The organism is Paenibacillus sp. TC-CSREp1 (assembly GCF_050171015.1).
Classification (GTDB): domain Bacteria; phylum Bacillota; class Bacilli; order Paenibacillales; family Paenibacillaceae; genus Paenibacillus; species Paenibacillus silvae.
In genome coordinates this window covers 241,915-266,447 of record NZ_JBNOKM010000010.1, presented here as the reverse complement: position 1 = coordinate 266,447, position 24,533 = coordinate 241,915, and the positions used below count along the sequence as shown (strand labels likewise).

23 protein-coding genes are annotated in these 24,533 nt (G+C 46.3%); 6 read left to right on the top strand and 17 right to left on the bottom strand.

Going from position 1 to position 24,533, the window contains the following annotated elements; genetic code table 11:
- Nucleotides 1-63: 63 nt before the first annotated feature.
- The 3 genes from tsaE to ACQSGY_RS17365 all read right to left on the bottom strand — a co-directional run bounded on the left by tsaE (nt 64) and on the right by ACQSGY_RS17365 (nt 1,333).
- Complete coding sequence (gene tsaE / locus ACQSGY_RS17375; RefSeq protein ID WP_427179386.1) at nt 64-549, bottom strand: tRNA (adenosine(37)-N6)-threonylcarbamoyltransferase complex ATPase subunit type 1 TsaE; 486 nt, start codon at nt 547-549, stop codon at nt 64-66.
- Between the two features lie 300 nt (nt 550-849).
- Nucleotides 850-1,026: an H-type small acid-soluble spore protein gene (locus ACQSGY_RS17370; protein WP_111270532.1), complete on the bottom strand. Its 177-nt coding sequence runs from the start codon at nt 1,024-1,026 to the stop codon at nt 850-852.
- A gap of 4 nt (nt 1,027-1,030) precedes the next feature.
- Nucleotides 1,031-1,333: a hypothetical protein gene (locus ACQSGY_RS17365; protein WP_427179384.1), complete on the bottom strand. Its 303-nt coding sequence runs from the start codon at nt 1,331-1,333 to the stop codon at nt 1,031-1,033.
- A gap of 210 nt (nt 1,334-1,543) precedes the next feature.
- On the opposite strand from ACQSGY_RS17365, the gene ACQSGY_RS17360 reads away from it, so the two are divergent.
- The 5 genes from ACQSGY_RS17360 to ligD all read left to right on the top strand — a co-directional run bounded on the left by ACQSGY_RS17360 (nt 1,544) and on the right by ligD (nt 8,299).
- On the top strand, nt 1,544-2,455 hold the full coding sequence (locus tag ACQSGY_RS17360) for a Ku protein (protein ID WP_289374995.1): 912 nt from the start codon (nt 1,544-1,546) through the stop codon (nt 2,453-2,455).
- 1,574 nt (nt 2,456-4,029) lie between these two features.
- Entirely contained in the window at nt 4,030-4,899 is an 870-nt protein-coding gene (locus ACQSGY_RS17355; RefSeq protein ID WP_289374996.1) for a VOC family protein, read from the top strand.
- A gap of 302 nt (nt 4,900-5,201) precedes the next feature.
- Complete coding sequence (locus tag ACQSGY_RS17350; RefSeq protein WP_427179382.1) at nt 5,202-6,299, top strand: GerAB/ArcD/ProY family transporter; 1,098 nt, start codon at nt 5,202-5,204, stop codon at nt 6,297-6,299.
- Between the two features lie 68 nt (nt 6,300-6,367).
- The gene (locus tag ACQSGY_RS17345; protein WP_427179380.1) at nt 6,368-7,318 is read left to right on the top strand and encodes a DNA ligase; all 951 of its coding nucleotides are present in this window, start codon (nt 6,368-6,370) and stop codon (nt 7,316-7,318) included.
- A gap of 90 nt (nt 7,319-7,408) precedes the next feature.
- Nucleotides 7,409-8,299 carry a non-homologous end-joining DNA ligase gene (gene ligD, locus ACQSGY_RS17340; protein ID WP_427179378.1) on the top strand — a complete coding sequence of 297 codons (891 nt, stop codon included), beginning with the start codon at nt 7,409-7,411 and terminating at the stop codon, nt 8,297-8,299.
- A 38-nt stretch (nt 8,300-8,337) separates the two neighbouring features.
- Here ligD and ACQSGY_RS17335 read toward each other — a convergent pair whose 3' ends face one another.
- Both ACQSGY_RS17335 and cls read right to left on the bottom strand, forming a co-directional pair.
- Nucleotides 8,338-9,249: a YitT family protein gene (locus ACQSGY_RS17335; protein ID WP_111270429.1), complete on the bottom strand. Its 912-nt coding sequence runs from the start codon at nt 9,247-9,249 to the stop codon at nt 8,338-8,340.
- Nucleotides 9,250-9,607: 358 nt separating this feature from the next.
- Nucleotides 9,608-11,047, bottom strand: coding sequence for a cardiolipin synthase (gene cls / locus ACQSGY_RS17330; protein WP_427179376.1), 1,440 nt, complete (start codon nt 11,045-11,047; stop codon nt 9,608-9,610).
- A 372-nt stretch (nt 11,048-11,419) separates the two neighbouring features.
- Here cls and ACQSGY_RS17325 point away from each other — a divergent pair, with 372 nt between their 5' ends.
- Nucleotides 11,420-12,772, top strand: coding sequence for a hemolysin family protein (locus tag ACQSGY_RS17325; RefSeq protein WP_216516218.1), 1,353 nt, complete (start codon nt 11,420-11,422; stop codon nt 12,770-12,772).
- Between the two features lie 116 nt (nt 12,773-12,888).
- Here ACQSGY_RS17325 and ACQSGY_RS17320 read toward each other — a convergent pair whose 3' ends face one another.
- The 12 genes from ACQSGY_RS17320 to ACQSGY_RS17265 form a co-directional block, all read right to left on the bottom strand.
- On the bottom strand, nt 12,889-13,965 hold the full coding sequence (locus ACQSGY_RS17320) for an AI-2E family transporter (RefSeq protein WP_427179374.1): 1,077 nt from the start codon (nt 13,963-13,965) through the stop codon (nt 12,889-12,891).
- A gap of 136 nt (nt 13,966-14,101) precedes the next feature.
- Nucleotides 14,102-14,857, bottom strand: coding sequence for an ABC transporter permease (locus ACQSGY_RS17315; protein ID WP_373288474.1), 756 nt, complete (start codon nt 14,855-14,857; stop codon nt 14,102-14,104).
- A 31-nt stretch (nt 14,858-14,888) separates the two neighbouring features.
- On the bottom strand, nt 14,889-15,800 hold the full coding sequence (locus tag ACQSGY_RS17310) for an ABC transporter ATP-binding protein (RefSeq protein ID WP_427179372.1): 912 nt from the start codon (nt 15,798-15,800) through the stop codon (nt 14,889-14,891).
- 30 nt (nt 15,801-15,830) lie between these two features.
- Complete coding sequence (locus ACQSGY_RS17305; RefSeq protein ID WP_427179370.1) at nt 15,831-16,040, bottom strand: hypothetical protein; 210 nt, start codon at nt 16,038-16,040, stop codon at nt 15,831-15,833.
- Nucleotides 16,041-16,371: 331 nt separating this feature from the next.
- Nucleotides 16,372-16,887, bottom strand: coding sequence for a hypothetical protein (locus ACQSGY_RS17300; RefSeq protein WP_216516210.1), 516 nt, complete (start codon nt 16,885-16,887; stop codon nt 16,372-16,374).
- Nucleotides 16,888-16,993: 106 nt separating this feature from the next.
- Nucleotides 16,994-17,542: a VanZ family protein gene (locus tag ACQSGY_RS17295; RefSeq protein WP_427179368.1), complete on the bottom strand. Its 549-nt coding sequence runs from the start codon at nt 17,540-17,542 to the stop codon at nt 16,994-16,996.
- A 34-nt stretch (nt 17,543-17,576) separates the two neighbouring features.
- The gene (locus ACQSGY_RS17290; RefSeq protein WP_427179367.1) at nt 17,577-18,494 is read right to left on the bottom strand and encodes an LCP family protein; all 918 of its coding nucleotides are present in this window, start codon (nt 18,492-18,494) and stop codon (nt 17,577-17,579) included.
- Nucleotides 18,495-18,534: 40 nt separating this feature from the next.
- The gene (locus ACQSGY_RS17285; protein ID WP_427179365.1) at nt 18,535-19,866 is read right to left on the bottom strand and encodes a UDP-glucose dehydrogenase family protein; all 1,332 of its coding nucleotides are present in this window, start codon (nt 19,864-19,866) and stop codon (nt 18,535-18,537) included.
- Nucleotides 19,863-21,251, bottom strand: coding sequence for a sugar phosphate nucleotidyltransferase (locus tag ACQSGY_RS17280; RefSeq protein ID WP_111272483.1), 1,389 nt, complete (start codon nt 21,249-21,251; stop codon nt 19,863-19,865). The genes ACQSGY_RS17285 and ACQSGY_RS17280 overlap by 4 nt, the downstream gene beginning before the upstream one ends.
- Before the next feature lie 29 nt (nt 21,252-21,280).
- The gene (locus ACQSGY_RS17275; RefSeq protein ID WP_427179363.1) at nt 21,281-22,282 is read right to left on the bottom strand and encodes a polysaccharide pyruvyl transferase family protein; all 1,002 of its coding nucleotides are present in this window, start codon (nt 22,280-22,282) and stop codon (nt 21,281-21,283) included.
- Nucleotides 22,248-23,633 (bottom strand): oligosaccharide flippase family protein, encoded by a 1,386-nt coding sequence (locus ACQSGY_RS17270; protein ID WP_427179361.1) that lies wholly within the window; start codon nt 23,631-23,633, stop codon nt 22,248-22,250. The genes ACQSGY_RS17275 and ACQSGY_RS17270 overlap by 35 nt, the downstream gene beginning before the upstream one ends.
- Nucleotides 23,633-24,529, bottom strand: coding sequence for a glycosyltransferase (locus ACQSGY_RS17265; protein WP_427179360.1), 897 nt, complete (start codon nt 24,527-24,529; stop codon nt 23,633-23,635). The genes ACQSGY_RS17270 and ACQSGY_RS17265 overlap by 1 nt, the downstream gene beginning before the upstream one ends.
- Nucleotides 24,530-24,533 lie beyond the last annotated feature (4 nt).

Genomic DNA, 24,533 nt, shown 5'->3' with positions numbered 1-24,533 from the left:
AACCCTCATTCAAGCTCTTCTTTCCTAAACCCTCATTCACGCTCTTCTTTCCCACACCCTCGTTCATCCTATAACTCCATTCTGTCTGAACTGTCGACACAGCGCGGCATATACCTCGCCATACCCATCCAGTGTAATCGTTCGATCCTCCAGCCCCGCTGTCTCGATCTGCACATGAAGGTGCTCCTGTGGCAGCAATTCGGGAATAATGCTGGACCACTCTACCAGACTAACGCCTGCCCCATAAAAATATTCTTCAAGCCCAAGCTCGTCCGCTTCTTCAAGGGAGATGCGATACACATCCATGTGATAAAGGGGGAATCGCCCCTCGTATTCCTTAATTAGCGTGAACGTTGGACTGCTTACGACATCCCTTACGCCCAAATGCCAGGCAAACTTCTGTGAAAATGCTGTTTTACCCGCGCCCAAATCCCCGTCCAGTGCAATCACCATTCCAGGGTGTGCCTGCGATGCAAGTGCGGACGCAAGCGCTTCTGTATCTGCAAGGTTATGCGAGTGGTATACCCACTGCTCATGCGTCTGATTCAATATATATGCCCCACCTTTGACGGCTTCCCGCCTGAGTTCACTTTGACCCTTATTATATCGGTCCCTTTCCTTGCCCGCAACATCAAAGGGAACTGCTGGAAACCCTAGACATCATAACCATCTCTTTGGCCTTATCATGCAAAAAATCAAAACAAATAAACCGGCACCACGTCGGTACCGGTTGTTAGATTAAGACTGAAGTTGGATCAACCAAATGTACGGTCATGGTGATATCCTTCTACTAGACCTCTCCAGGAAGCATCTACAGCTGTTATCAAGCAACTTCGCCCCAAGGGTCACCTATTCCTCCAGACGATCCACCCGTACCGTTTGCGTATTCCCCGGTCTGCTGCCTACCTGCACGGTGGCCATACCGTTGGCTTCATCTACATTTTCGATCCAGACAGGCTCTCCCTCAAGGGTTACCGCAATCGTGTCCTTTGAATCATAAATTGCTTTAGCTCGCTTGGCATCCATCATATTATTCATAGTCTCCTTCCGGGTCTTCATCATGAGTTTCCTGAACCATCGTATCTGTCGTACTATCGCCAATATAGCCGTTATCCTCCGTGACCTGACCTCCGCCTAATCCCTCATTGACCATTCGATCAATATCGAGCATAAACGATTCCCGGTCCAGCGGCAGCTTCTCCGATGTGACTGCTTCCCAGTTCACAGCCGTTGCAGGGGTATAAAATTCCTCCGCACTTTCGGCATCCTCCAGAGGATAAGGTGTAAAAGCATGCTTGTGCGCCTCTTCCTCATCTCGCTTGTCCTTCATCATGGCACCTCCCCAGATTGGTTACTGTTATCATCCCCGACTCTTGCAGAACCATACAGGCGTAACGAGAAGTCCCCACATCACACATCATTGTCATTCTGAACTGAACCTTCTTCTCTAATGAATAACTCGGTACAATCCGCAAACACAGGACTATCCCTTATCTCAACTGACCATACTATGATTAAAAAGAAATTCGAAAGGAGCGTCTTTATGCACACGGTCTGGAAAGGTGCAATCAGTTTCGGTCTCGTTCATGTTCCGGTCAAAATGTTCTCAGCCACCGAGGACAAAGATATCTCCATGCGATATATTCACAAGGTCTGCGGCAGTCCGCTTGCTTATGTTCGCCAGTGCCCCTCCTGCGAGGTTGATGTCCAGTGGGAAGAGATTACGAAAGGTTACGAATATGAAAAGGGGAAATTTGTTCTGTTCGAAAAAGAAGAACTGGAAGCATTAAACGAGTCCAGCAGCAAAACCATAACCATTCTGGATTTTGTAGATTTAACGGATATTGATCCCATCTATTTTCAGAAAACCTATTATCTCTCTCCCGATCAGGCTGGCGGAAACGCTTATCAGCTGCTAATGAACGCCATGCGTGATACAGGAAAAATCGGCATTGCCAAAGTCTCGATTCGTTCCAAAAGCAGTCTTGCCGCCATTCGTGTACTGGAGAACTGTTTGTCGATGGAAACCATTTTCTATCCGGATGAGATTCGCCCGGTATCCCAGGTTCCCAACCTTCCTGAAGTTCAGAATGTTAACGAAAAAGAGCTAACCATGGCCAAGCTGTTAATTGATCAGTTATCCACGCCTTTCGAGCCCGGCAAATACACCGATGATTACCGGGCGAAGCTGTTTGAACTCATTCAGCATAAGGTCGCTGGAGAAGAGATCAAGATTGCACCTGCAAAACCTGAAGCAAATGTCATGGATCTGATGGCTGCCCTTCAAGCCAGTATCGAAGCGGTTAAGCCAATTCCTGCCGACCCTGGTACAGCGACGGCCAAACCCAAAAAACGTGCTCCGCGCAAAACAGCCACTCAAGCGGCTGCCGGAGGAGAAAACGATGCACCAGCTGCACCCAAACGCAAGAAAGCACCCGCCAAGCCAAAAGCATAACCTCTCTTGGAGAGCCAGCTTAGTATGCGGATTTCGGTACTGATTTCGGCAATTACTTTGGGTTTAGTATGTAACTTTGGCATGCAGCTATAGTATTTGTTTCAATACGGACCTCGGTACTCGCTTCGGTTCTTGCTTTGGGTTTTGCTGTGACTTTGGTATGTAGCTATAGCACTTGCTCGATACGGACCTCGGTACTCACTTCGATTTTTGCTTTGAGGTTTACTGTGACTTTGGTACGTAGCTTTGAAACTTAATTTAGTGCTTGCTTTGGTACCAGCTTTGGGTTTTGCTACTTCGGTAATTTAGCTTCGATATGTAGCCTTGGTAAGTACCTTTAGTACGTAGCTTTGGAACGTTAATTTGGTGCTTTTTTCTTGCTTAAAGTTCTATTATTAGGTACTTGCTTTGGAATTTACTTTGCAGTTTACTTTGGTACGTTTAATACACTGGCTGCATCAAGTTGCAGTAAAAGTTAAGTCTTGGTACAACTTCTACATTTAACTTTCAAAAGAAATTAGAAAACAGCTCTAGTCAAACAGTAGCTCTCTATATCACTGCTAACCTCTACTCTGCAACGTAATTGTGTACTGAACATTATGCTTAACTGACCCAACCTTAACGAACAGTGTATTCAAGATACATCACACTTCTGCAACATCTCACGAACTTACATTAACACCTTGAACACTTGCGAAGCATCTTGCTTATGCTACAACACTCTGCAGTAACATCTTATTAATGTCAGTGCACGCTCATCTACACGCTAACGAATCCTATAAGCCCTATTTCGACCTTTTTAGAAGATATAGAAATGTAACGATTCCTATAGACGCTATTCGCAGCTATAACAAGAAAAATCAAGCAAAATGAGCACAAAAAGCAAAAATAGCGTTCCTCAGAATCGTTACGTTTGTAATTGGATTAAATCGGGCCATATAGCGCCTTCTCGATTCGTTAGCGTTTGCACCAACTTGTACCGGCTTGAAATACTTATATTCGCTTGCAGGTTTCGCAACTTCGATGAGTTCCCAGCACTTGGTGCCCTGTCTCATGACAAGGTGGTCAGCCACATGTGGCGTGTCTTGTAACGTACTGAAATGCATCTTTTGCCGCCTTTTCGCCGCCTTTTCGCCGCCTTCTGCGTCACATTCCTTTGACGTGCCCCGGGACGCCTGCGGGAAGCTTTCTGGCTAAGAACACTATTTTGCAAAATCTGCATCCTAGCGTTTTCACCCCCCAAAAGTTTATCGGCCTTTTAGCTGATGAGCTTTTTTATGTGTATGATTTGCATCAGGTAACCATCACGAGTCGTTAATTCCAAGTTACCGCGAAAATTACGTTGACGAACACGAGTTTATATTTTATATTAACTTATGAAAAGTAACTTATTTATATTTTGATAGCTGAGTTCCAGCTATTTCTTATCTGCTTTTTACACTCACTCTCTATAGTTCCATAACTTTATATTCGAATCAGTGTTTTTTCACCATCATTGGTGGTTCGACCTTTTTCCTTTGCAGCTCAACTCGTATTGTATCAGTTCAACTCACACTTATAAGGAGGAAATTATCATGAGCACCACTTATCAAATTCCAGCAACTACCCATTTGGGTGAAGTCAGTCTGAAAATTAGCAATCTGGATCGTTCCATCCAGTTTTATACGGAGGTTGTCGGCTTAAAACTGCTGACAAGGCAAGATCAGGTCGCTACGCTGACCGCAGACGGACTACATTCTCTTTTACGCCTTGAAGAAGTAAGCAACAGCATCACTTTGCCTGAACGCACTCATGCCGGCCTGTACCATTTTGCTATTCTCCTGCCTGACCGCAAATCGCTTGGACTTGCCGTTCGTAATCTCGTAGCATCCGGAATAGACATTGGTCAAGGCGATCATCTGGTGAGTGAAGCCTTTTATATTTCCGACCCTGATCTGAACGGAATTGAAATCTACGCCGACCGACCACGTGACACGTGGAGACGCGATGCCGATAATAATTACATCATGGCCTCCGACCCGGTTGATGTGCAGAGTCTGTTTGACCTTTCTGCAGATGCAGCCTGGAACGGTCTGCCTGCTGGCACGGTGATTGGTCATGTTCACTTTCACGTTCGCAGTCTGGAAGAAGCACGCAGCTTTTACTCTGGTATTCTGGGATTTGATGTTGTAGGCAACTTCGCCAATATGTCTGCATTATTCGTATCCGCAGGCGGTTACCATCACCACCTCGGGCTGAACATCTGGGCTGGTGTCAATGCTCCCGTTAATCCGGCGAACGCTACCGGCATCGACTATTTTACAATAGTGTACGCCCATGCCCATGAAGCTGAACAAGCCGCGCAGCGTTTAAGTCAATCCGGCGTTGAGGTTACTCATGATGGTGGAATATGGTACGCAGCAGACCCGCAAAACATCGGCATCCGCCTGATTGCTGAAGCATAAGCTTTAACCTGCCACTTCACAACTTATGCAGTGCCGAGAACACATTTTTTCGCCATAACAAGCATAGTCAACGACAGCAATATACGCATTCACCTGCTCGTTACGTACACCTGCTTTCCTCTTCATCTTAGGATTTTTCTTGTCCATACAGGTTACAGCCAAAAAAGCCTGACCCTCATCTCTCACACGCTATAGCGCCGAGAATGAGCGGTTCAGGCTTATTTCTATATGGTTGATAAAAACAGAAATATTGGCACATCCTAACCTAATCCAGACTATGACTGATGAAGGAGATTTAACAAATGATTGAAAAGGGACGTTTGACCGTAAGGCAGCTTGCTTCGCTCATGTTCCTTTGCACGATCGGGGAGCAAATTCTTGTCTTCCCCTCCATGATTACGTCTTATGCCCAGCAGGATGCCTGGATATCTTCCTTGCTTGGCGTGGGGGGCGGATTAGGTGTGCTTCTGATCATGTTCGCTGTATATAACATGAACCCGCGGCTGAATCTGATTGAGCATGTGGCTCGTATTCTGGGACCATGGATCGGAGCTTTTGTCAGCGTGTTCTACGTTTTTTATTTTCTAATCAGCACATCGACCTTTATTCGTGAAATCGGCGACTTTATGGCAACCGAAATTCTGACCCAATCTCCACTATGGGTGCTGCACTTGGCATTTATCTGTGCGCTGGCATGGGGGTTGAAATCCGGACTCCCCAATATAGGCAGAACTGCCGAAGCTTTCTTCCCTCTAGTTGTCCTGTTTCTGATTATTCTAACCCTATGTCTGCTCCCCAAAGCAGAACTGAATAACGTAAAACCGGTGCTTTCCCAAGGCTTTCTTATTCCTTTCAAAGGTTTTATTGCTGTACTTACATACCCGTACTGTGAACTATGTATTTTTATGATGCTTTTACCCTACACCGAGCCGGGTCCTCATCTGAAGAGAGATTTTTTGCTTATGGGTATGATTGGCGGATTATTGCTAACGCTAACACTAGGCATCTGTCTGCTGGTTATGGGGCCGTTCATGACCCAGCATCACTGGTTTGCATCGTTTCATCTGTCCCGAATGATTAACATCGGCAACTTTCTGCAACGGATTGAAGCCTTTATGGCCTCTGTCTGGGTTATCGCTGTATTTTTCAAAAGTGTACTTTTCTTCTACAGCTTTTTACTCGGGATGGCGCATTTGTTCCGGTTGTCCGGTTATCGGATTCTGATCTTGCCAGGCTCACTTCTTATTTTAGCCTTATCTATCCTGGTGGCACCGAATGAAACCTTTTACCTGAAAGTTATCATTCCGTATTGGATTGACTGGGACTTGACCTGCGGCATTTTCCTTCCGCTGCTGCTCATCCTGATTTATCACCTGAAACATCGTCTGCAAAAACATTAATATCTTCCGCTCATTCATGCTTGACTCCAAAGATAGCGGTTGAAAGAAAGAAAGGAAGGAAGCCACCCATGTTGAAGCCACTCATTCCGTTTGAACCTGTATCCCGAGACACACTGCCTTCAGGTTCACAGTGGGTTGCCCAGATCAAATGGGATGGTGTGCGCATGCTGGCCTACGAGGATGGACAGGAGCTACGTCTGGTGAATCGCAGGTTACACGACCGCACCGTTCAATATCCCGAACTGGTGCGACCGCGTAATCTGTGCTCTGCCTCCTCTTATATTCTCGACGGCGAGATCATTGCCCTGGATCCGAATACAGGAAGGCCTTCTTTTTATCACGTGCTTCGCCGGGATCGCATGAGCAGGCCGGATGGCATTGCACAAGCCGTACAGCAGATACCGATTACTTATATGGTATTTGACATTCTCTTTTATGATGGGAAATGGGTTACAGATCAAACACTGGCTGCACGTCAGAAGTTACTGCATGAAGTGCTCTGCACAGGCCAACATGTGCAGGAAGTGACGAACTCACCAGATGCAGCCGCCCTGCTCACGGTCATGAGACAGCACCAGATGGAAGGCATCGTATGTAAGGACCTCACCAGCACCTATGGAATTCATGGAAAAGATACACGCTGGCAGAAGGTCAAAATTATGCATGATCTCTATGCCATGATTGGAGGCGTCACTTATCGCAGCGGAATTGTCAATGCCGTGGCTGTTGGTGTATATGACGGCCCTCATTTTATCTATATTGGTCATGTTGGAACAGGCAAGCTGAACTCCACCAGTTGGCGCGAGCTTACAGCGCAGATTCAGCCGCTCATTACGAACGACAGACCGTTCTATAACATTCCTGAGCGCAGTGCCGAGACGACCTGGATCAAACCTCGGCTTGGCCTCAAGGTGCAGTATATGGAACTGACTCGTCATCGTACATTGCGTCATCCCAGCATCCAGACCTTCGCTGAGGTGACGCCCGAAGATTGTCCGATAAGCCAGCTCGAACATTGAGCTATCCGGTGAAGTTTCGCCCATCATATCTGCCCATAGCACGTTCACTATGTACATTTACCAATCGTTCGATAAACTGGAGGTGCTTTTATGCCACAGAAAGTTACAGGCTCCATCGTTATTGAGGGAGTAGAACTCACCGTCACCAATCCGGACAAGCTGTTATGGCCGGAAGCAGGTGTCACCAAAGCCATCTATCTGCAAAAGCTGGCCGCACTGGCTCCGTATCTGCTGACATATACACGCAACCGCTTGCTAACAACCATTCGGTATCCTCATGGCGCGGGAGGAACGTTCTTTTATCAGAAGAACGCACCGGAGCCCATTCCCGATTTTGTACACACACATGAGCATGAAGGCATCCGCTACATCGTCATGAATGAACTCCCTTCGTTGCTCTGGCTAGGAAATCTGGCGGCCCTTGAATTCCATCCTTCACTGCATGCCATCAACAGCATACTTCCGTGTGAATGGATGATTGATCTGGACCCTTCCATGGAGCATGAGCCTCGAATCATGCAGGCCGCGTTAATTGTAGGCGAAACATTATCCTCGCTCGGACTGCAATCTGTTCCGAAAACGTCCGGTGCCACGGGCGTTCAGATCATTGTGCCTATAACCCCAGGTGTGACATTTGATGAATTGCGGGATATCGGTTACTTTGTCGGCCAATATGTTACGCAAAAGCATCCGGAATTATTTACACTGGAACGGCTGAAAAAGGACCGGGGGGATCGCATCTATTTTGATTATCTCCAGCATTATGGTGGCAAAACGCTCGCAGCCCCCTATACCCCTCGTGCCAAGCCAGGAGGAACCGTCTCCACACCCCTGACCTGGGATGAGGTACGCCGTGATGTATCCATTCAGGATTATCATCTGATGAACATCATCGAACGTCTGAACCAAGTTGGCGATCTGATTGCAGCCGTTCCTCCGCAGCGGGTTGAGCTGATCCTGAAACATCTGAAGAAAAAATAGCCGATACCCTGTCACTCAGGATATCGGCTATTTGTATGCTAGTGAATACCTTTTTTCTTGAAACGTCCGCCCTTCACATCGTGAATGTTACCGATCGCTACGAAGGCATGCGGGTCCCAATCCTCAACAATGGACTTCAGCTTCGCCTCTTCCAGACGAGTAATGACAACAAAAATAATTTTTTTCTCATCTCCGCTGAAACCACCCTCTCCGTCCAGGTACGTTACCCCCCGTCCGAGACGATCCGTCAATGCCGAACCGATATCACGATACTTCTCACTGATGATCCAGACGGACTTGGACTGATCCAGCCCCTCATTCACGATATCAATCATCTTCATCGCGATGTAATACGCAATCATGGAATACAATGCGTTTGGCCAGCCAAATACAAATCCGGCCCCGGCAAAGATAAATACGTTAATGATCAGCACGATCTGTCCGACAGACAGCGGTGACTTCTCACTGAACAGAATCGCTACGATCTCCGTACCGTCAAGTGAACCTCCGGAACGAATCACAAGACCTACCCCTACACCCAGAATCAATCCGCCAAATACAGCGCCGAGAAGCGGTTCGCCGGGTGTAAGCGCCGGAACTTTGTGAAGTAAAGATGTGCCGATGGACATTACAACAATCCCGAGTAATGTGGATAAGGCAAAGGTCTTGCCAATCTGCTTGTAACCCAGAATCAGGAACGGCAGATTGAGTAAAGTCAGAAATATCCCCAGCGGCAGATGGGTAAGCTCCGACACCATAATCGAGATGCCCGTGATGCCGCCATCGATAACGCCGTTTGGCACGAGGAACACTTCAAGCGATACAGCCATGAGCACAGCACCAATCAGGATCATGACAATACGCTGCAGAAACTTCAGCGTGAACACCGAGCTTTTGACGCCGCGGTCAGCTTGCTTGGCCGTTAATTCTTTCACCGTTACATTGGACATGGTATCCCCCCCGTAAAATCAGAATGTGAATCCATTTTATATATCCATTAAATGACTCCACGGGGAAGCTCCATGTAGAAAAACGAGCAGGACTTGATTCTGCATGTACTCTAACCCAACAGCCAAACAAGGGCATCTAAAGGCGATATAAAATAGATTCAAGATGTACTTCTTGCCGGATCACACTTCCAAAAGAGAGCAAAAGGGAGCCTGTTTTCCCGCAGACTCCCCTCCTTCGCCAAGACATGATTTATATAACTATTATATCATAAAAGATCAAACTAGAGCAAAATAGTTAGCAAAAAGAAGATAAATTCGCAAAAAGTGAATTTATCTTCAGAAATTTGCCCTAAATCGGCTAAAGAAGCGGAGAAAGCATGCGAGAAAGCATTTCAGCCCCTTTTTGCCAGCGTGAGCGACGTTGAAATTGCTGTGCATCGATCTGACTGCACACCTCGAGATCACGTTCGAAATCCGCAAGCAGACGATGGATGGAAGAACTTTCGAACAATACCGCCGTTAATTCAAAGTTATAGAAAAAGCTGCGCATATCCATGTTCGCTGTGCCTACCGTTGCCAGCAGCTCGTCCACAATCATCACTTTGGCATGAACAAAGCCTTTCCTGTACTGATAGAACTTCACTCCGGCTCGAAGCAGCTCTTCAAGATAGGAAAGTGATGCCAGATGCACCAGCTTCGAATCCGATTGGTATGGAATGATAATCCGCACATCAACTCCGCTGACCGCAGCGGTTTTGAGAGCCTCATACAGAGCGGGGTCAGGGATGAAGTACGGCGAAGTAATATAGATTCGTTCACAAGCGACCGAAATCGCTCCAAAACACATCTCCTGAATTGCATCCCAATCCTGATCAGGCCCGCTTCCCAGAATCTGAATACGTTCATTTCCGCTGCAAATATGCGGCGGGAACAATTCCCCGAGCTGCGGCTCCATCATTCGTTTGCCCGAGGCCAGCTTCCAGTCATTCAGAAACGTACTCTGCAGGAAATAAACCGCATCCCCTTCGATCTGTACATGGGTATCCCGCCAGAAGCCCACCTCCGGGTATTGCCCCAGATAGTCATCCCCCACGTTAATCCCGCCAACAAAACCCACCTTGCCATCCACTACGACAATTTTACGGTGGTTGCGGTAATTGACCCGGCGATCAATCGTTGCAATGAGCGGCGGCAGGAAAAAATGAAACTCCACGCCTGCGTCATAGAGCTTGTGGATAAAACTCCAGCTCATCTTGTGACTGCCGAGCCCATCGCAGATGAACCGCACCTTTACTCCCTCCTGTGCTTTGCGGATCATCAGCTCTTGAAACCGGGTACCAATGACATCATCGCGAAAAATGTAAAACTCGACATGCAGATGATGCTCAGCCTTCTCCATCTCCCTTAACATGGCTGCAAATGCCTCTTCGCCATTGGTAAGTACTTTACTCCGATTGCAGCCTGTAATGGGACTCTCGGACAGATGGGAGAGCAAATTAAACAGCCGATGCTGGTGATTGTAACGATCTCCGGGCATCTGGGCAATATCATCGACAATGTGCGCCTGCTTCCAGATGGTTTCACGCATCTCCCGAAAGATCCGGGAGCCGCCCTTGCGAAGCTTTTTTCGTTTGCTGTAGTCCTGGGCTACAAAATAATACACGACGAACCCAATCAGAGGTACGCAAAACAATATAAACAACCAGGCCACGGCTTTAGCCGGGTTGCGAAATTCCAGCAAAAGAATGGTGGCAGCCTGAAAAATAAACACAAGTAAAATAATGACCAGCCAGAACATACGGCTCCCCCTCTATGTCATACTCACTGAAGCTTTTTACCTTTTCACCATAAAAAGTAATATTTCAACCCGCATAGTTATGCACTTCTTTATCATCATGCCGTGCTCTCACTTAACCAGCTTTGACGATATTGCACACAGCTAATCATAGATACCCAATGAAGGTCATATTCGTAACGGATGATTAGATAAAATTTTACATACACACCCCTGCTCATCCCCTGAATCAGCAATAAAACCTTGTGGATGTGCTGTTTTGCCCGCTTCACCTTTCCAGACTCTTCCTCTTTTCTTCGGGAAAGGTGGTCTTCTTACGTAAAATTAGATATAATACTCGTTAAAACTTATTACTTAAAAGGAGAAGAGTAGTGAATGGACAGTGAGAGGTATGCGTTAAATTTGGTTTTGGTTGCATTTTTGATAGGTTTATCGGCATTTTTTGTGGCAGTGGAGTTCGCTCTGGTACGGGTTCGTCCGAGCCGGATCGATCAAATGATTGCTGAAGGGAACAAACGTGCACTTGCGGTAAAGCAGGCCGTTGCTAATCTGGATGGATATCTGTCTGCTTGTCAGCTCGGGATTACCATTACATCCCTGGGACTGGGCTGGCTGGGTGAGCCAACGGTTGAGAAGCTGCTTCATCCCTTGTTTGAAAGCTTGAGTATCCCGGATGCCCTTGCTTCCTTCTTGTCATTTGTTATTGCCTTTGTAGCGATCACTTATTTGCATGTGGTTGTAGGTGAACTGGCACCAAAAACGATTGCGATCCGCAAAGCCGAGACTGTTGCACTGCTGACGTCCGGACCTATCATCTTGTTTAACCGAGTGATGTATCCTTTTATCTGGCTGTTAAACGGCTCTGCGAACCAACTGGTCAAACTGTTTGGCATCAAGCCTGCTTCCGAGCATGAAGATGCTCACTCCGAAGAAGAGCTTCAGATCATTATCAATGAAAGCTTCGAAAGCGGCAAAATCAATCAGGCAGAATTTGGTTATGTAAGCCGAATCTTTGCTTTTGACGAGATGCTGGCCAAAGAGATTATGGTTCCCCGGACCGATATGGTCTGCCTTTATCTGAATAAAACGAATGAGGAAAACCTTGAAATCATTCGAGAGGAACAGTATACCCGCTTCCCGGTAGTTAACGAGAGCAAGGACGACATTATCGGTATTATCAATACGAAGCAATTTTTCCTGGAGCTGTATGGCAATACAGAACCCGTGGACCTCTCTTCCCTGATTCAGCCCGTGTCGGCTGTTCATGAGACCACCCCGGTCAAGGACCTGCTCAAGAAAATGCAGAAGGACGGCGTTCACATCGCTGTGCTTGTGGATGAATACGGAGGCACCTCCGGTATTGTTACCATCGAGGACGTACTGGAACAGATTGTTGGCGAGATTCGGGACGAATTCGACGCCGATGAAGAGGAAGAAATCCAGATCGTGAATGAGCACTATGTCATTCTGGATGGCAAGGTCTCGCTGTCGAAGGTCAATGATATGTTTATGTCTTCTCTTGATGCGGACGAGTGGGATACGATTGGTGGATGGCTTTACAGCCACCGTCCGGAGATGAATGAACAGGAAGAGTACGAGTATGAGAACCTGACCTTTGTCCTGCTGGAAAAAGATAAAAATCGTTTCTACAAGGTTGCAATCGTGCCTAAAGAACCGCTGAACATGTCAGACTACACGGACGAGGACGAGAAAGAAGCTCACGCATAATTCATATTGGAAAAGGTCTGTCCCATCGTCATCCATGACAAGAGGACAGACCTTTTTATTTTGATGCATGAAGCAGCCGCACTATCCATTCCTCTCAGACACACCCGGCTTGCAGCTCATTTGTCCACGGCTTTATCCTCGACGATGCGGTTCTGTATTTTACGGAATATAATCTTCAGAATCATATACAGCGGAATAATGATAATCATGCCGAGAATGTTACCCAGATCAGCTCCCACAAGCAGCAGGATAACTGTAGTCAACGGGTGAATATCGAGCTGTTTGCCATATACATAGGGTGAGATCAGATTATCCTGAATCTGCTGTGCGATGACGATAATAATCAGGGACCATAACGCCATCGAAGGGGAATCGATAAAAGCCACGATCACAACAGGAATTGCTGCCAGCAACGCTCCCACATAAGGGATAAAGTTCAGAATAATTGAAACTACCGTTAATAACAGCGCATAGGGCAGGCCTATAATGATAAAGCCGATAAACATCAGAATACCAAGCGCCACATTAACAATCACCCGGCCCACAATATAATTGCTTAACGCCTCATCAATCTCATGAACCGTTTCTTCCCCGTCTTTTCGGTAATGTCTTGGCAGCAGCAGTGTCAGATTCGTACCGAATTTACTGCCTTCCTTCAGCATGTAATAGAGCATGATCGGGAACGTCGCCAAAATAACGACCAGATTGGACACCACCGAAAATAAGCCCGAGACATAATCGGTGACCTGCGTAATGCCCTGGCTTAGATACTGGGAGAATCTCGTAAATATATCCGAATTCTCAGGCAGATACCGGGCCAGGAAGCGGTTGTTCTCCAGCGCCTTGATCTGCTCTACCAGAGACGAGATCAGTGCGGGTGTATTTTCAATAAAATTCCACAGCTGCTCCCGCAGGGATGGCCACACCAGAACACTGAAACCTGCAATCAAAAGTCCTATAGCTACATAAATAATCAGTACCGACAGAGCACGCTTGATCTTGTGGCGTTCCATGAAATCCACGAGCGGGCGCAGCAGGTAATAGAAAAATCCTGCAATCAGCAATGGAATAATAATGATATGAATCAGTGAAGTCAGTGGGCGGAAAATAAAATTCACTTTATCTCCCAAATAAACGATCAGCAGAATCAAAATAATGGCTGTGCATACGCGGTAAAATTTGTTGTTTATCAAGCGGTGTGATCCCTCCGTGCGCTGCCATATGAATTGGACTGCGGCGATAATATATATCTGGCTTTACAATACCAGTATGTACCCGGAATGAACAGCTATGCCTCAGGCAAACAAAAAAAAAAAAAAGAGGCAGGTGTTAACCTGCCACGTCTCTCTTGCTGAATACCACCCAGGAAATAACCATAAAGATGACATAATATACGGCGAGCACTGCCAAGGAGAACCCTAGTGTCATACCGTCACTTGGACCGTTTAGTAAACCTATATCTGATGAAGAATTCATATATTTGCTCAGATCCATATTGTTGAACAGAACATATTTGGCCCATGCATAACGGTCGGGATTAAAGATCAATGAGAATATGTTTTGCGTAAACATAATAAACAGCGACAGACCGATGGCAAGAGCGCCCGAACGAAATACCGAAGATACCATAAAGGCAATCGCAAGTGTAATGAACAGATCAATATACAGATATCCCCACATCGTTAGCGCATTAGCTGCTGTTACACCACTTCCTGCCGGTGCATCATGAGAGAACAGAATATACGAGGTGAGCATGGCCATACCAATAACCAGCAGTGTACTCAATATACTGAAGCCCACTACAGTCAGATATTTGGAAGCCAGAATTTTGCTGCGTGACCACGGACGGATCAGCAACAGCTTGATCGTTCCCCAAGTGAATTCCCCTGCAACCGACTCCGCTGCGATCACGACACAGAAGATCGTGTTGAGGAAAAATGTAACCTGAACCGCTGTAACCGCTGCTTGCCAGTATATGACCTCACTCGACCCAAAGCCTTCCCGCATTAACACAGGCATCAATATCGAGATCAGTGCCAGAATAGCCAGCATGACCCAGGTACGTACCCGCCGAAATACCTTCATGTTTTCATTCAGCAACAGCTTGCTAAAATGATTACCCAATGCTGCCACCTCCGGTTACCTGCAAAAATTGATCTTCAAGCGTACGCGTCACACTGCGAATGCTGTATACCTGTACCCCCGCCTGAACCAGCTTGGCATTCATTGCAGGAATCTGTTCACGCGATAGCGGCATAACGATAACATGGCTCTGGATCGTTGCCTCACCACCGAGAAGCTGAGCGGCACGTTCCGCATCATCAACTTCAAAGGCTACATCGATTAGAGCATCTGAAGCTTTTTCATCCCGCAGATTACGGACATCAATCAGTTTACCGTTCTGAATGATAGCAACGGTGTCACACATCAATTCCATCTCGGACAACAGATGGCTTGAGACAAAAACGGTAATTCCCTCCTCACGGGTGAGAAGCCGCAGATAGTCCCTGAGTTCCCTGATCCCTTGAGGGTCCAGACCGTTCGTAGGCTCGTCCAGAACAAGCAGCTTGGGTCTATGTAATATAGCCTGCGCAACACCAAGACGCTGACGCATACCCAAGGAGTAGGTTTTCACCTTATCATGAATGCGAGCACTCAGCCCTACACGCTCAATCGTCTCGGCAATACGTTCCTTGGTTACCCCTGGTGACATGCGGGCAAAGTGTACCAGATTCTGATAACCTGTCAGAAACTTGTACATCTCGGGATTTTCTACAATTGCCCCTACTTGAGATATCGCTTGTTCAAACTCGTTCTTCACACTGTGTCCAGAGATGAAAATATCTCCTTTACTAATGGACATCAAGCCTACCATCATGCGAATTGTTGTTGTTTTTCCCGCACCATTAGGCCCTAAAAAACCAAAAACCTGCCCCGGAGAAATATCCAGGGTCAGGTCGCTGACCAATGATCGGGAGGAAATGATCTTGCTGACGCCTTGAAGTCGGACAACCGGCTCCTGCTGCATTCCATCCTCTCCTTCATGGACGGACATGATTTATGCCCGTTTCTCATATGAACATAGTGTATCATAATCTTTAGTATATTGTCCTGCAAACTGGGTTTTCCCTTCACGTTTCGACTCAACTACACACGCTTCACAGCATCCAAGCGGCATTTCACTCCGGTAAAATCCGGTCCGAAACACGTGATTGCCTCCATAGCCCTCTTCCTTTCCGGTAAAGTCACTGGCGATCGGCACAATCATCCCACAACTGACACAGTAAAAGCGGCCCGTTTCATTCAATGGAATACCTTCCCCTCACAGAGAGCCTTTGGTCCCTGTTATTTGTCGTTAGGCGCTGAAAATTGATACATTTTGTATCCTAATTCGTAATTTACTTGACACCGGGACTATTGTCAAGCTTTTCAAGCACAAAAACAGGATGAAATTCAAAAAAAACGCTATAAATGCGACAAAAGTCTCGCATTTATAGCGTCTAATTCGGGACTCACGATACGAATTGGTGCGATCAACCTTCAAACACATAACACATAATGTTATATTATTTACAAACTCAAATATGTACGATGCTCTCTCATGCAGACGAAGCTTTGTCTTGCTTCCCCTGCTGTTCAGGATAGTACCACAGAAGTGTCCACTGCTTTCCGTCTAGTACAAGATAACAAGTCTGAACCAGATCGAATTGACCAAATGTCCCCGAATACGTTTGGGTCACTTTAATTCGATAGGCTTCAGGAAACGGCTTCACGCCCTGAATGATCTCGACATCAAATTCCCGCTCCGGCGGCTCCATCTCTAATTCGAACGTCTGCACTCCAAAATGCTGCATAAAGATATGTGCTCTGTTCTGCACATAAGCACTTTTCGGGAATCTTTCCTTCATCAAAGGATGAAACAACTCCCATGAGCTTCCGAAATCACCCGTTTGCTCGTATTTGTAAAACTGCTCTGCTGCGGCTGCAGCCTCGGCTGGTGCGTCCGCACGGAACAATGCCGGCAAGCTTCTGGCAATCAACCATAACAAAAGCACCACAAACAGAAAAAAGCCTATTTTTTGAAGCAGCGCATTTCGATTTCTTCTTCGCAGCATGTTCCAGCCCCCTTGTCCTGCTTCCTGCTACCCCATATGTATGATGGTTTACAAGCAAGTAGAAGCATTACGGAGCTGGAAACTGCATTTCCTGGGAAATCCTTTTTTATTTTTTCTTAAACAAAGCCCTGATTGCTGCATAAACCGCGATACCGAAGCAGCCACCGATCAGGTCTACACCGACATCCCTGATCGAGCTTGTCCGCTCGGGACTGAATTGCTGAATATACTCATCCATGGAGGCGATAAGCGCAACCACAATTAATGCCATCAGGATACCTGTTCTGATATTTACACGTTTGTATCGCAGCCCACCGTATACAAGCGCAGCAAGCACAGCATAAACAAATACATGTGCCGTTTTGCGAAAGAAAAACTCCACAAAAGCATAAGGATTCTGCTTTAACGAATACTCATGCCCGCTATACGTAAATTGCACATCGGGCAGTATCAACCCGATGTGCATCTTCTGTGACAGTTTCTGGAGCCAAGGCTGTATATCCTGCTGCTGATAGGATTGTGCAGACATAGACCAAATTATCGCAATCCAGATGAAAACCAGCAGCAGTCGCAAAGCACTTTTATATGAGCCTCGTTTTCGTTGATGCTTTTGTTTCCTCGTTTCCCACTCCTTCACCTTCAGCATTACTTTCATCACTTCCCCTGCTGGATGACACCACGTCAGACTCTTACTGTTCCATATGCTGCTTCAATATCCCGTGGATGCGCTCCTTTTCCTGCTGATCTACGATAAAATAATAAATACCGTTGATCTTCTTGCCCGTGCCTTTAATCTCTACTGTATCAATCTCTTCCAGATCACTCCGGTAATCCAGAATCAGCTCTTTCATCTCGTCGAATGTCAGGTCAGTTCTTACATGTGTTCCTAATTCATCCAGCATATTTTGAAGCTGCATCACACTGGAGAACTGCATTGTATTTTTCATAACCTGCTTTAATACCTCACGTTGACGATCATTTCTTCCCAGGTCACCCTTGGGATCATCGTAACGCATCCTGGAGAATCCGAGCGCGGCTGCACCGTCGAGGTGAATATTCCCCTGCTCATATCGTTTACCTTCGTAGTCAAAAGCAAATGGGTTATTCACATTTACACCGCCGACCAGATCGATGATTTTGGAGAAACCCTCCATATCCACCTTCATATAATAATGAATAGGTATGCCCAGAAATTGCTCCACGGTTGCCAGCGACATATCTACGCCGCCAAACGCGTAAGCGTGATTGATTTTGTCCTCGGTGCTGCGCCCGACAATTTCTGTCCGGGTATCTCGCGGAATATTAAACATAAGCACTTTCTTTTTCGCCGGATTCACACTTAATACAATCATCGTATCCGAACGTCCCCGGTCATGTGCACGCTCATCTACGCCAAGAATCAGTGCGTTGAAGGGCTCTTTGCGATTAAAATCAACCTGCTGACCGCCTGTGACATTCGTTACCGACACTGGTTTCACCGGATTACGCGGCTCATAGATCTGATCTGCTGTTGATTTGACCGATTGGTAAAGATACATCGCATAACCAAATACCACGATTATAAACAGGGATACGATCCACACTGTCCATTTCATCCACTTTTTCATCAGATTTTCCTCGCTCGTATTTGTTATATTTACTGTCAGCTCAGATGATCGCTTGTGCTTTCCCCTCCAGCTTGGTCAGCCCCGGACGTCCCACCGAATAATATTGGAAGGCAGACGTTTGAATCTGTTCTGCACTGTACACATTACGACCGTCAATCATCACAGGCTCCTTCATCATTTGGGCTAACACATGGAGATCCACCTGAGCAAACTCCTTCCATTCTGTAAGCACACAGAGTGCATCTGCGTCCTGAGCAGCATGAAGCGGGGTATCCTGCCACGAAATGGAGGACATATCAATCTCCTTACGGAAATTATCCGTTGCAATCGGATCATATGCCTTAACATACGCACCCGCATCAATCAGGTGCTGCACAATATCGATAGCCGGTGCGTCACGAACATCATCCGTATCCGGTTTGAATGCCAGTCCCCAGACCGCAATTGTTTTGCCTGTCAACGATCCGACGGCCTCCTCCAACTTGTGGATCACTTGCATGCGCTGGTCCTGATTTACCTCTACAACGGATTTCAACAGTCTGAAATCATAGTCCACCATGCCTGCTATCTGGATTAATGCCTGCGTATCTTTGGGAAAACAGGAACCCCCATAACCGATGCCTGCCTTCAGGAAGGCAGAACCGATACGCTTGTCATACCCCATGCCTTCGGCTACACGGGTAACATCTGCACCAACCTTTTCACAAATATTCGAAATTTCATTAATAAACGATATTTTGGTCGCCAGAAATGCGTTGGATGCGTACTTGATCATTTCGGCTGAGCGAATGTCTGTGATAACCAGATTGTTGGTTAACGGCCGATGCAGCTTCTTCAACGTTTGGATGGCCCGTTCACTGCTCGTGCCGATAACAATCCGGTCGGGATTCAGAGTATCCTTGATCGCTGACCCTTCACGCAAAAATTCGGGAACCGAGGCTACATCAAAGGGCTGAGAGGAAATGCTGCGAATCAGATCGCGAATACGGTCATTGGTGCCCACAGGAACCGTGCTTTTGGTTACGATAATTTTGTAGCTTTCGAGGTGGGTTCCGATCTCGACCGCCACCTGCTCTACATAACTCAGATTGGCTTCGCCGCTTGGCAGAGAAGGGGTACCTACGGCAATAAAGATAATGTCCGACTGGTGTATTGCCTCGCCGATGTTGGATGTGAACGATAATTTACCTGCCTGCATATTGGAAGTCATCAGCTCTTTAAGACCAGGCTCATAGATGGGAACGATGCCCTCATTCAGCATCTCGACTTTGGACTCGTTATTATCCACACAGATGACCTGATTACCGATCTCCGAGAAGCATACTCCTGAGACAAGACCAACGTACCCTGTTCCAATCACCGTAATATTCATCTTGTTTTCCCCCAATTCACGCAATTTTGTAAAATATCTTCCCACGCCATCTCAATGCGCACGATATCCTCTTCGACCAGCTCACTACCCATCTGCACCTCGATAATTTCGAGCTCTGTCAATGCTTTTACGCTGTGCTTTCCACCTGCAGGGATGGAGATAACATCCCCTTGATGCAGTGATCTCAGCTCACCGTTGATAATGAGTTCACCTTGACCAGAAACAACGGTCCATACTTCGTTCCGCTTCAGGTGATACTGGTACGAAAAGTTTTTGTTCGGCTCAATGATGATGCGTTTGGTCAACACCTCTTCGCCTTTATCATTGCGTGTATAATCAAGCACCCTGTAGCAGCCCCAGCGGCGTTCCTCATACATCGGTCGCTCTGTGCTGTCCTTCAGCACCTCTTTGATCTGCGGGCTTGCCTCTTTCTCGCTGACCAGGATGCCGTCGGGGCTTGTCGCTACAATCAGATTGGATACGCCCAGCACACATACCGGGATGTTCAATTCATTGATCAGATGTGTGTTTACCGTACTGTTTGTCATGACACCTTTACCAACAATCGTTGTGCTCATCTCATCCGTCAGCGTATTCCATGTCCCGAGGTCTTTCCAATATCCTTCATAAGGCGTAACCACGATATGTCTCGCCTTCTCTACCACCTGATAATCAAAGCTGATCTTCTGCAATCGTCCATACTGCTTCAGCATTTCCTCATACTGAATGGGCAGCTCCAGTGAAATCAGCAGGTTGATCAGATAATTCAGCTTGAAGGCAAAAACCCCGCAATTCCAAAGGGCAGATTGTTCAATCATCTCTGCCGCTTCAGCTTCACGGGGTTTCTCTTGAAAACGGGATACTTTGGCGTAACGTATATTCGGTTCCGGTTCAGACTGCTCTGGAATGATGTATCCATACTTCTCAGAAGGATAGGTTGGCTTCACACCAATCAAGGCTAGCTCAGCACCGGACTCATGCAGCACGTCCTCCAGCTCTGTAACTTTATGAAAAAAGGATTCCTCCACGTAAGGGTCTACAGGCAGCACCGCCACGGTTTCATTCAGGCTGACCTCCTGGACCGAGTAAAGATAGACTGCTGCAAGAGCGATCGCCGGGAACGTATCTCTGCGTTCAGGCTCAACAACCAGATCAACTTCATAACCGAGCTGACTTCGCAGAATCTCCACCTGCGGTTTACTCGTTGCAATCGTTGCTTGTTCACTCAGCCCGGTATGCTTCAGCTGTCTCCATACGCGCTGTACCATCGATTCAGTCTGTCCTTGCTCACCATCCAGCACTTTCAAAAATTGTTTGGACCTCGTGTCATTGGACAACGGCCATAACCTTTTGCCTGATCCGCCGGAGAGAAGTACGATTCTCAACGCAACCACTCCAATTCCTGTATTTGTCTTTAAACCGTTACAATATGTGTTTCTCTGTAATTTTGCTCTCCAGATGTTCTGCCTGATACAGTTCCAGCCATATTGGCCATGTTGACTTTATATGTCCAGAGCAGGTAGTACCCAGAATTTTTGCCATAAGAGTTGTCGATAAGCACATTCGGTTTGTCCATTAAACAGGAAAGAATATGTCCATGCAATCTGGAGGTATAAATAGTTTCGTACTTGGCAAACCGGCGTATAGCCTTATTGACCAGATAATCGCTGTATAATTTCCACCCCAGTTGCAGCACCTTGCTTCCTTTTATTCTGCGTAACCCGCCGCCGGCCCACTGCACCAGTTTTCTCTCGTACCTGTTATAAAGTGTATGCCAATCCAGCGTATCATCCTGCATTTGGGAAGCGGCTGCAAATTGTTCCTCATCTGCTTCAATATCCATACGTAAAAAGTTTAACCGTTTATTATTCGGTACGCCCTTGAATTGAATAGGCCAAAGTTGATGCGCCATATCAGGCATTAATCTCACTTTACAATTCAGGAAATGTTCCGATACAAGCTGAAACGATTTTTCATCTCTAAGGTACAGATGAAGATCGGAATGTTTATTAAAAATGGAAACCGTTCGCTGCAAAGCTTCTTCGCTTTGGTAATAGACAGTTTGCGGCAACAACACGATCCGGTGATTCGGATACGTTTCCACGATTTTCTCCCTCAATTTCTGATGCATCTCATACAAATCGCCGAAGTTCCCTCCTCCATGCAACACAAGGATATGGTCGTCGGGAATGTCCATTCGCTCGTTAAAATCATAGACACTGAAACGTTTGATAACTTGGATCTGATGATCCTTGAAAAAAGCCTCCGTGCCTTTCATTATCAAAAGGTCTCCGCAGTTGCTATGAACGGGATAATCGATATAAAAAATTTTAGAATGCTGAGGAATGACCTCTAATATTCGCTTCAGACACTGTTTCAACTCATCCATGGGATGAATCTGTTGCACGTTCGGCATCTTTCCGGGCTCCTTTGAATGGATTTTTCTCTCTGAATATTTTTTTCAGAAACAAAATATCTTCTTTGTTGTAGAGCATTTGGCGCATAGGGAGTTTGAATAGAAGGGATATCGAGATCAAGGACATAAAAATACGAACCAAAGAACCGGCCAACAATGCCATGCCGATCCCGTTCAGACCAAATACAGGTGTAAGTGTAAAAAACAAAGTAACTGTCACGGCCAGCGCACATATCTGCCTTAACAGAATGACACCTGGGCGCCCAAGCGCATTAAAAGCCGAAGCCAGAATCCATGAACCTCCACCAATGATGCATTCAAATGATAGTAAATAAAATACCGTGCTTGCTTGCAAAAATTCTTCCCCATACAAAAGACCGATAAAATATCGTCCTATAAACATGCTTGGCAAAACAATCAATGTCATTAGAAAAATGCTGATCCTAAAGGCTCTGCCCACCAGCAATAAAACTTGGTTTTTATCCTTTCCTGCGACTTTGGGGAAAATGACGTTTGCTATGGCATTCTGAACAACATCAAACATTCTGGACAGTGCAAAAACCACTGAATACAAACCGAAATCTCGCGGGGTAAGCAGGGCAATGATAATAATTTTGTCAAATTGCGTATAGAGCGTTCCAAGAAGTTCTACGCCATATACGCGAATACCATAACTCAACAGCTGTACGCCTGCTTTGAATCGACGAAACAACATAGTAAATGATTCGAAAATATATTCTCGCATCATGTACAGATATATGCTTAATACGAGCAGTGTGGAGATCAGACTGGTCATAATGGCTCGTTCAACCGTCAGTGTACCCGAAGCCCATAATGAAAGCAGGCCAACCAAGTTGAAACAAGGGACGAGCAAACGAGAAAGATTATAGACGATAAATCGTTCTGTGCCTTGTGCAGATGCAGCAAGGATGCCCATGAACAGCAATAAAGGAACCATAAGTACCGTATACCAGCGAGCCAGGACCATGATATTTTCCGAATACCCTTCGAGCCAGGACGATATCCCATACCAACTAATGAGTCCTACGAGCACACTGATCGGTATCTGGATTGCAAAACTCATACCGACATAGATCGATAATTGCTTCTGGTTTCTTTTGACGTTAAAAATTAACGAAGTTGGCAAACCTAGAGCTGCGAGCCCAGAAAGAAAAGAAGGCCAAAACAGAACTGCTGCAAGTTCCCCTCTTCCCACTGCCCCAAATAGGCGAGCTGTCAAGATGGAAGTTAGCGTCGTTACGGCCATGATCAGAATATTTGCAAAACTGGTCATAAGAATTGTTTGGACCAAACCATGCTGTCTGGTGGAGGACGATGCGACGCTGGTCATTAGACATTCATTCCTTTGCTCTTGCGAAATGAACCAACGATGCTTCCGTTACGGTAATATATTTTCGCTAATCCTTTGGTCACCTTTTTGACGTTCGTCATTGAAACGATAATGTAGATGCATGCCAGAATGATAATCAAGAGATGTTTGAAAAGGCCACCTGTATTTTTTTGATGTTGGACCGCATCGCTGATTCCTTGCCAATATACTCTGCGCAGCAACCAACGTCGATTAAGCCTGCTTTTTGAAATCTTGTGTTCAACTGCTGCGTATGGATTGTAATAAATCTTATATTTTGCCCGTACACGGCCAATGAGATCACTTTCTTCACCCGACAATAGATTTTTTCCTATTCGTCCCAGATCAGTTCTAAATGGCTGAATCTCCTTAAAAATACTCTTCCTGAAAGAAACGTTCGCTCCAAACGGAATATGAGGCTCTTTCATCTCTACTGTTTCACTTGAGAAATCCAGAATCGAATACATACTTAGGAAATCATCTGGAATCCAGTCAGGCTTTCCTCCTTCCCAGATGGGGAGGATTCTGCCCCCAACACAGCCAATTTCAGGGTCCCTATCAAATATTTTCACGACTTCTCTAATCCAGGAGGTGGAAGCCAGGGCATCATCATCCAGGAACATGATAAATTCACCTCGAGCTTCTTGGATTGCCCTGTTTCGTGCATAGGACAAGCCCAATTGAGACTCGAAGATGTAACGCACATGTGTGGGAAAATTCATAGACTCAAACAACGCCTTTGTATGATCCGTGGAGCAGTTATCGACTACAAGAACTTCATAGGTGCTGAGCTCCATATCTCCTCTTAACAAACTTTCGATAGCCTGCATCGTATCTTTGCCTCGGTTATGCGTGCAAATGGCTACTGAAGCTCTCATTTTC